This window comes from Flavobacterium sp. UGB4466 (assembly GCF_903469665.1).
In the GTDB taxonomy this organism is placed as follows: domain Bacteria; phylum Bacteroidota; class Bacteroidia; order Flavobacteriales; family Flavobacteriaceae; genus Flavobacterium; species Flavobacterium lipolyticum.
On sequence record NZ_CAGKLC010000150.1, the window covers coordinates 1 to 7,449 of the forward strand.

Genomic DNA, 7,449 nt, shown 5'->3' on the forward strand with positions numbered 1-7,449 from the left:
TAAATCTTAGCTTGAAATATACTGCCTGAAGAATTATGTATTTTGGATAACAATGACCTTTAGTATTCATCTTTTGATCGGTTTAAAATTCTAAAGATAAAAGTTATTCCCAGATGCGACAGAACCGAATCGCGGCAAGGAAATGTTTTAAAAAATAGAAACCCAGAAAAATAAATCTGTAGCAAGCTTAGGTTCGAAACTATTACAGTCCAACAATTCTGTCGAGAGGGTCGGCAGAATTTATTTTCCATATTCAAATGTTTTCAAAATTAGATTATATTCATTAAATTAGCACTATGGATAAAGAAGCAGAATTAGGACTCGATTTTATAATTGACAAATTAACAAACTCAATAGAAAACGTGATTACTAGAGATAGTTTTCAGACTGAAATTTCTGTTCTCCAAAATTCTGATTTAAAGTCTTTAACAAAGAAAAATGGCTGGCTTTTTAATTGGAATGAAGAATTTAAAAATCCAATTAGAGATGTTTATAAACTTACAATTTTTGGAAATTCAAAAATAATTCAAGGTCTTATAAGCTTAGAAGTTAAGTCAGATCATGTCTATATGCATCTTGTTGAAAGTGCTCCATTCAATAAAGGACAAACAAAGGTTTATGCTGGTGTAGCTGGTAATCTAGTTGCTTATGCTTGTAAATTATCTTTTCAGCGCGGTCACGATGGAAATGTTTCTTTTCTTTCAAAGTCGCAATTAGTTGATCATTATGAAAAAACACTTGGAGCATTCCATTTCGGTGGTAGAATTATGATAATTGAAACAAAATCAGCTTTGAAATTAATCAATAAATATTTTCAAAATAAATAATTATGAAAACTAAAAAATTAGATTTAGATATAGACAGTATTGGTGGACTAAGTTCTCTAACATTAGCTGAAGAAAAAGCTTTAAGCGATTTTTTTCAAAAGAAAAAACTAACAAAAAAGAAAACTGAGAAAAAGAAATTAATACTTAAAAATTAGAACATACCATATCAGACATTTGATGTAGTTGATGCTTTTTGCTTCAAAAATTTGGCAATCAGATGAATTATTATCTCAATTGTCTACATTATTGGTTTTGTGGCAGAATCGAACAGATTTAAAAAAATTAACGTGTAATCAGGCCAAATTAAAAATTTTATCCAAATTTACATCAATCCCCAACGGGACATCCAAACCAAAACACTGAAGACATACAAATACAGACCCTACTTCCAGTAAGCCAATCTGTTCAAATCCTCCATAAAATGGTGCGTAATTTGTCCTTTATGGATCACAAACAAGCCAAATGGCGCCAATTGAAGACAATTGGCGCTATTTTTTTATAACCTTGCTTATTTTTTATTAGTCTAAAGAGCCGGGCCCCTCAGCAGCCCTAGCCCCGATTGCTTCGCCAGTTCGCTCCGCTCGTGTGCAGTGAAATCCTTTTGTGCCGGGGTTCGGCACAAAAGATTGGAACGAATAGCGGGAAGAGCTCCCAAAAAATAGCTTCAATAAAAGGTGCAAACTTATAAACCCAGCGCTGAATGGTAGCATGATCAACATGAACTCCTCACATGTTCATGATCTCTTATACATCCCGGTAACTTAGGGTAAATCTTAATTTAAAATACACTGCCCGAAGAATAATAGATTTTGGATAGCTCTGACCTTTGGTATTCATTTTTTTTTAGTTTTAAAATTCCAAAGATAAAAGCTATTCCCAAATGCGACAGAACCCTTTTAAGAAATATAGGTCTATTTGAATAGAACTGATCAAAAAACGGGCTATTCTAATACATAATTAGGAATTAATACTCAATCAGTTCTTATCTATATTTGAAAAAGGGGTTCAACTTTATTTAAAAAGTTAAACCCCGTTATTTTTAAAACTTACACACTTTTTAGACTGTGTTTTTATCGATAATGATTTGTAAGTTCTTATTGCATTGAAACGATTACAAATTCACTTCTTCTGTTTAACTGATGTTCATCTTCTGTACAAGCTACATTATCTGAACATTTATTGATTAACTTACTTTCGCCATATCCTTTCCCTGATATTCTGGTTGGGGCAATTCCTCGTTTTACAAACCATTCGATTGTTGCTTTTGCTCTTTTATTAGACAATCTCATATTATATTCCTGAGTCTGTCTACTGTCTGTATGAGAACGAACATCGATTTTCATTTCAGGATATTGTTTCATTACAGCAAGTACTTTCTCTAATTCAAAAGCAGCTTCCTGACGAATAAATGATTTATCCAGATCAAAATAAATCATCGGAATATCTAAGGTTTTAGCCAAATCTGTCCCTACTTCTATTTGCTTGATTTGTTTATTTAATTTAATATCTAATTCAGGTTTATCATTTGTTGGCTGAATTGTAACCGAACTTTCATTAGTTTCATAATCTTGTTTTGAAACTCTTACATAATAGGTTTGATTGCATTTTACATCAAAATTGTAACTTCCGTTTTTATCCGAAATTATTGTTGCAATTTCCTTAAACTTATCGTCAAGCAAAATTACTTTTGCATCGGCTAAAGCTTCGTTCGTTTGAGAATCTGAAACAATTCCAAATAATTTTTTTTCACAATCCAGTCTTTTTGTTTCTGTGAATTTATAGATATCATCATTTCCAATTCCGCCTTCTTTGTTGGATGAGAAGTAACCTTTACGTGTATTGCTGTCAATTATAAAAGCAAAATCATCCAACTTGGTATTTACGGGTTCTCCAATATTTTGTACCAGATCAAAAGTAGCATCTTCCTTGATTTTTGCCACAAATACATCAAGTCCACCTAATCCAGGACGTCCGTCGCTTGAAAAATAAAGTTCATTATCTCCGGATATAAACGGGAATGTTTCTCTTCCTTCGGTATTAATTGCTGTTCCTAAATTTTCCGGTTTCCCGAATGTTCCATCTTCATTAATAACAACACTAAACAAATCCGATTGTCCTAAAGTTCCCGGCATATCTGATGCAAAATAAAGCTTTTTTTCGTCCAGACTTAAAGCCGGATGTGCAATACTGTATTGATCACTATTAAAAGGCAACTCAATAATATTTGCCCATTTATCATTTACAAATTCGGCTTTGTACAACTTTAATAAGGTAATTCTTTTATTGTCTTTTCCTTTTTTACCTCCTAGAAAATTGTTTCTGGTAAAATACATCGTCTTTCCATCTTTGGTGAAAACCGGAGAAGATTCATTAAATTTTGAATTGATTTTTTTCTCAAACCGAATTGGATTATCTAAAGTTCCATCCGCTTTTAATTCCGCAGCATATAAATTCGTAAACGATTTATTTGTCCATTTAAATGTTTTTTTAATAACACTTCCAGTATCACGAGCAGAAGCAAATACTAATTTATTATTATAAATTGTACTTCCGTAATCTGATTGTTTCGAATTAATTCCGGCATTTGCAATATCAAATCTTCCTGAATTCGCTTTAATCTGCTCCAGATAATTTTTATTGTTTTCGAATAAAACGCCTCTTGTATCAGTTTTTACTTTCGCATTAAAAATTTCAAGCATTTTATCTGCTTTGGCATAATCACCCACAGATTTCAACGTCTGAGCATATCTGTAATAATATTCAGGTTCTTGTTGCTCGTTAAAAGCAAAAAGGGCGTCATACCACTTTGCAGCTTTCGGTAATTCGGCATTAAAATAATAGGAGTTTCCTAATCTCTGAAACATTTTTTCATCCTTATATCCGCTTTCTGCTACTTTTTCATAAATAGCGATAGCGTCTACAAAAGCATATTGATTGTACTCCTTCTCTGCTTTATTTAAAACTGTTTTTTGAGCCGTTCCGTTAAAACAAACAGACGACAAAACAGCAGCATAAATTATATTTTTAACTTTCATAATTAGAAAAATCTTGGTGAAGTTATACGTCCATATTTATTTAAGAATTCAAAACGGAGGAATATCTCGTGCGATCCTGAATTATAATTCACTAATTTGGTTGTTTCACGATCGTAAGCATAACCCAAATACAAACCATCTGTGATTTGAAAACCAGCCAGTGCACTTACCGAAGCGCTCCATCTGTAAGCCACTCCAATTACAAATTTATCGTTGAACATAAAGTTAGCCGATGCATCTACTTGCAATGGTGAACCTTCGACCATTTTTGTCATTATAGCCGGTTTAAATTTTACGGTTTCATAACGATCTAATTCAAATACATAACCTGCGATAAAATAATAGTTGATTTTGTCTTTGTAAATCGCAACATCATTATCATCATAACGATTGGTCTGAATGAAATTAGGAACCGATAAACCTACATAAGCTTTATCTGTATGCCAGTAAACTCCGGCTCCAATATTAGGCGTGAATTTATTTTTAAAATCCTGAAATTGCGGATCTCCCTGATCTTCCGGTGTTAATTTAGTTGGATCTAATTTGAATAAATTTGCTGATCCTTTTATGCCAAAAGATAATTTGGCTGTAGCCGATGTTGGTATAGAATACGAAAAATCTGCCGATAAGTTATTCTCATTCGTTGGACCTATTTTATCATTGATTAATGAAACTCCTAACCCAACGTTATTACCAACTGGTGTATTTACAGAAAAACTACTTGTTTCCGGCGCGCCATCTAACCCAACCCATTGGGTACGATATAAACCAAAAATACTCAGTACTCCACGTGATCCCGCATAAGCAGGATTCACATTAATGGTATTGTACATGTATTGTGTAAATTGTGCATCCTGCTGTGCAAAGCTCGCAGTTGAACAAAACAGTAAAACTAAAATTAACTTTTTCATTTTTTTCATTTTTAATTACAGCTCAACTTCAACAAGCCAATTAATTAGCATAGAATATTATTTGGTCAAGTACAGATAACCCGCTTCCTGATGAGGAGTAGATTGATGGTCTTTATATTTTATGATATAATAATAAGTTCCCTCTGGTAATCCTTTTGAATCTTTGATTGTAACACGTCCTTCAGAAATACCTCTAAAAACAATATCATTATTATTGTAATGATCACGATCAAAAACCAAAACTCCCCAACGGTTGAAAATCTGAACCGTATTGTCAGGATAACATTCTAATCCCTGGATATAAAATCTCTCGTTCTTACTGTCTCCATTTATAGAAACCGCGTTGAATATTTTAATTACACAACCTTGTAGCGATAAAACAGTTGGTTTATCCCCCAATACACTACTATCATCTGATTTGTCTTTTACCTCAATATGATCAGGACTTGTTCCAAAAACTTCGGCTTGATTCGATATACTTCCCGAATTAATATCAGCTTGTACGATCGAATAAGTTCCTGTAAAGGAAGTGCTATCCTCTTCTCCTACAGCTAAATTTATTGGGCCTCCGGTCATGGTAATTCCAGTTAACGGATCTACTATATAAACATTAGTCAACGCTACATTTCCTGTATTGGTTACTGTAAAATTATACGTAATAGTCTCCCCTACTTTTGCATTACTGTCACCATCTTCATCATTGAAATGTACCGTTTTCACTAAAGCAATACTTGGTCTTGATACCAATATGGTTACCGTTGCAGCATCACAATTCGAAAGATTTGATTTTTCGCAAATACTGTACGTTAATGTATAGGTACCTCCTGGTGTATTAGCCGGAACACTTATTATTCCTGTGGTAGTGTCAATTACCGGAACTGCTGCTCCAGATGTTTTTGGAACTGCCGGTGTTGTCACTTTTAAATCAACCAGGCTAATCACAACTGGTACACCATTTAAAGTATCCGAATTTGGATTACCACCTAATACGTTCCCTGCATTTGGTGTCCCTGTTATTCCATTTACGCTTGGAATGTTATCATCATTTGCAATTATTGATGCCCCTGCAATTACCGTTACTTTGATTTCATCTGAAACTGTCGCACAAGTTGCCGGAGTTAGTTTGTCGCATAACTGATAAACTACATTATAAGTTCCCGGTGTGGTTCCTGCCGCAACACTTACTTTTCCGGTTAACGGATCTAAAGTAATTCCTGTTGGCCATGTTCCTGACACCGCAACTGTAGCATTCCCTGTTGTTCCTAGTACTGCCGGAACTCCATTTACTTTATCGTTGCTTGCAATGTTTGCGAAAACAGTTCCTCCTGTTGACACAATAGTTCCATTTTCGAATATTGGTTCAACAACTGGAGTTACTTTAATTTCATCTGAAACCGTCGCACAAGTTGCTGGAGTTAGTTTGTCGCATAACTGATAAACTACATTATAAGTTCCTGGTGTGGTTCCTGCCGCAACACTTACTTTTCCGGTTAACGGATCTAAAGTAATTCCTGTTGGCCATGTGCCTGACACCGCAACTGTAGCATTCCCTGTTGTTCCTAGTACTGCCGGAACTCCATTTACTTTATCATTGCTTGCAATGTTTGCGAAAACAGTTCCTCCTGTTGACACAATTGTTCCATTTTCGAATATTGGTTCAACAACTGGAGTTACTTTAATTTCATCTGAAACCGTCGCACAAGTTGCCGGAGTTAATTTGTCGCATAACTCATAAACTACATTATAAGTTCCTGGTCTGGTTCCTGCCGCAACACTTACTTTTCCGGTTAACGGATCTAAAGTAATTCCTGTTGGCCATGTTCCTGACGCTGCAACTGTAGCATTCCCTGTTGTTCCTAATACTGCCGGAACTCCATTTACTTTATCGTTGCTTACAATGTTTGTGAAAACAGTTCCTCCTGTTGACACAATAGTTCCATTTTCGAATATTGGTTCAACAACTGGAGTTACTTTAATTTCATCTGAAACCGTCGCAAAAGTTACCGGAGTTAGTTTGTCACATAACTGATAAACTACATTATAAGTTCCTGGTCTGGTTCCTGCCGCAACACTTACTTTACCGGTTAAAGGATCTAAAGTAATTCCTGTTGGCCATGTGCCTGACACTGCAACTGTAGCATTTCCTGTTGTTCCTAATACTGCCGAAACTCCATTTACTTTATCATTGCTTGCAATGTTTGTGAAAACAGTTCCTCCTGTTGATGCAATACTTCCATTCTCGAATATTGGTTCAACTGTTGCCGTTACTGTAATTTTAGCTTCAGCCTGATCGCACATTGGTGTACCGGCTGCTGCCATTGCTTTTGAACATATACTATAAATTACAGTATAAACCCCTGGTGCAGTACCAGTACTAACTTTAATAGTACCATCGGTATTTAATGTCATTCCTGTTGGTAAATAAACCGCACTTAAATTCACGTCTGAAGCGACTATAGTTGTACCATGTAATTTGTCATTCAACAATACAGAAACTGTGGTGCCTCCGTTCAATCCATTAACTACTAATGGGATCTCATCTATCGCATCAATAAAACTTACTACTGTACAGGTTGAACAAGTAGGATCTATTGGCCTGCAAGTCGAACAAATTGGACTTGGATCGGTTGACTTAGCTGTTACCGGAGATCCTGTTGGAGGAGTTCCTGTAGCTGT

General features: G+C 35.0%; 5 protein-coding genes. 2 read left to right on the forward strand and 3 right to left on the reverse strand.

Going from position 1 to position 7,449, the window contains the following annotated elements; translation table 11 throughout:
• Positions 1-296 precede the first annotated feature (296 nt).
• Both JO950_RS20480 and JO950_RS20485 read left to right on the forward strand, forming a co-directional pair.
• Positions 297-827 carry a hypothetical protein gene (locus JO950_RS20480; RefSeq protein ID WP_202704296.1) on the forward strand — a complete coding sequence of 177 codons (531 nt, stop codon included), beginning with the start codon at positions 297-299 and terminating at the stop codon, positions 825-827.
• Positions 828-829: 2 nt separating this feature from the next.
• The gene (locus JO950_RS20485) at positions 830-982 is read left to right on the forward strand and encodes a hypothetical protein (RefSeq protein ID WP_165571361.1); all 153 of its coding nucleotides are present in this window, start codon (positions 830-832) and stop codon (positions 980-982) included.
• Between the two features lie 939 nt (positions 983-1,921).
• Here JO950_RS20485 and JO950_RS20490 read toward each other — a convergent pair.
• The 3 genes from JO950_RS20490 to JO950_RS20500 all read right to left on the reverse strand — a co-directional run.
• Positions 1,922-3,862 carry an OmpA family protein gene (locus JO950_RS20490; protein WP_202704298.1) on the reverse strand — a complete coding sequence of 647 codons (1,941 nt, stop codon included), beginning with the start codon at positions 3,860-3,862 and terminating at the stop codon, positions 1,922-1,924.
• A gap of 2 nt (positions 3,863-3,864) precedes the next feature.
• Complete coding sequence (locus tag JO950_RS20495; RefSeq protein WP_035629060.1) at positions 3,865-4,773, reverse strand: type IX secretion system membrane protein PorP/SprF; 909 nt, start codon at positions 4,771-4,773, stop codon at positions 3,865-3,867.
• A 57-nt stretch (positions 4,774-4,830) separates the two neighbouring features.
• A partial coding sequence (locus JO950_RS20500; RefSeq protein ID WP_202704300.1) for a gliding motility-associated C-terminal domain-containing protein occupies positions 4,831-7,449 on the reverse strand: 2,619 nt, incomplete at its 5' end.

What these genes read in the sequence shown, in the direction of transcription:
- JO950_RS20480 (WP_202704296.1), top strand. Translation starts at nt 297, where the DNA reads ATGGATAAAGAAGCAGAATTAGGACTCGATTTTATAATTGACAAATTA.
- JO950_RS20485 (WP_165571361.1), top strand. Translation starts at nt 830, where the DNA reads ATGAAAACTAAAAAATTAGATTTAGATATAGACAGTATTGGTGGACTA.
- JO950_RS20490 (WP_202704298.1), bottom strand. Translation starts at nt 3,862, where the DNA reads ATGAAAGTTAAAAATATAATTTATGCTGCTGTTTTGTCGTCTGTTTGT.
- JO950_RS20495 (WP_035629060.1), bottom strand. Translation starts at nt 4,773, where the DNA reads ATGAAAAAGTTAATTTTAGTTTTACTGTTTTGTTCAACTGCGAGCTTT.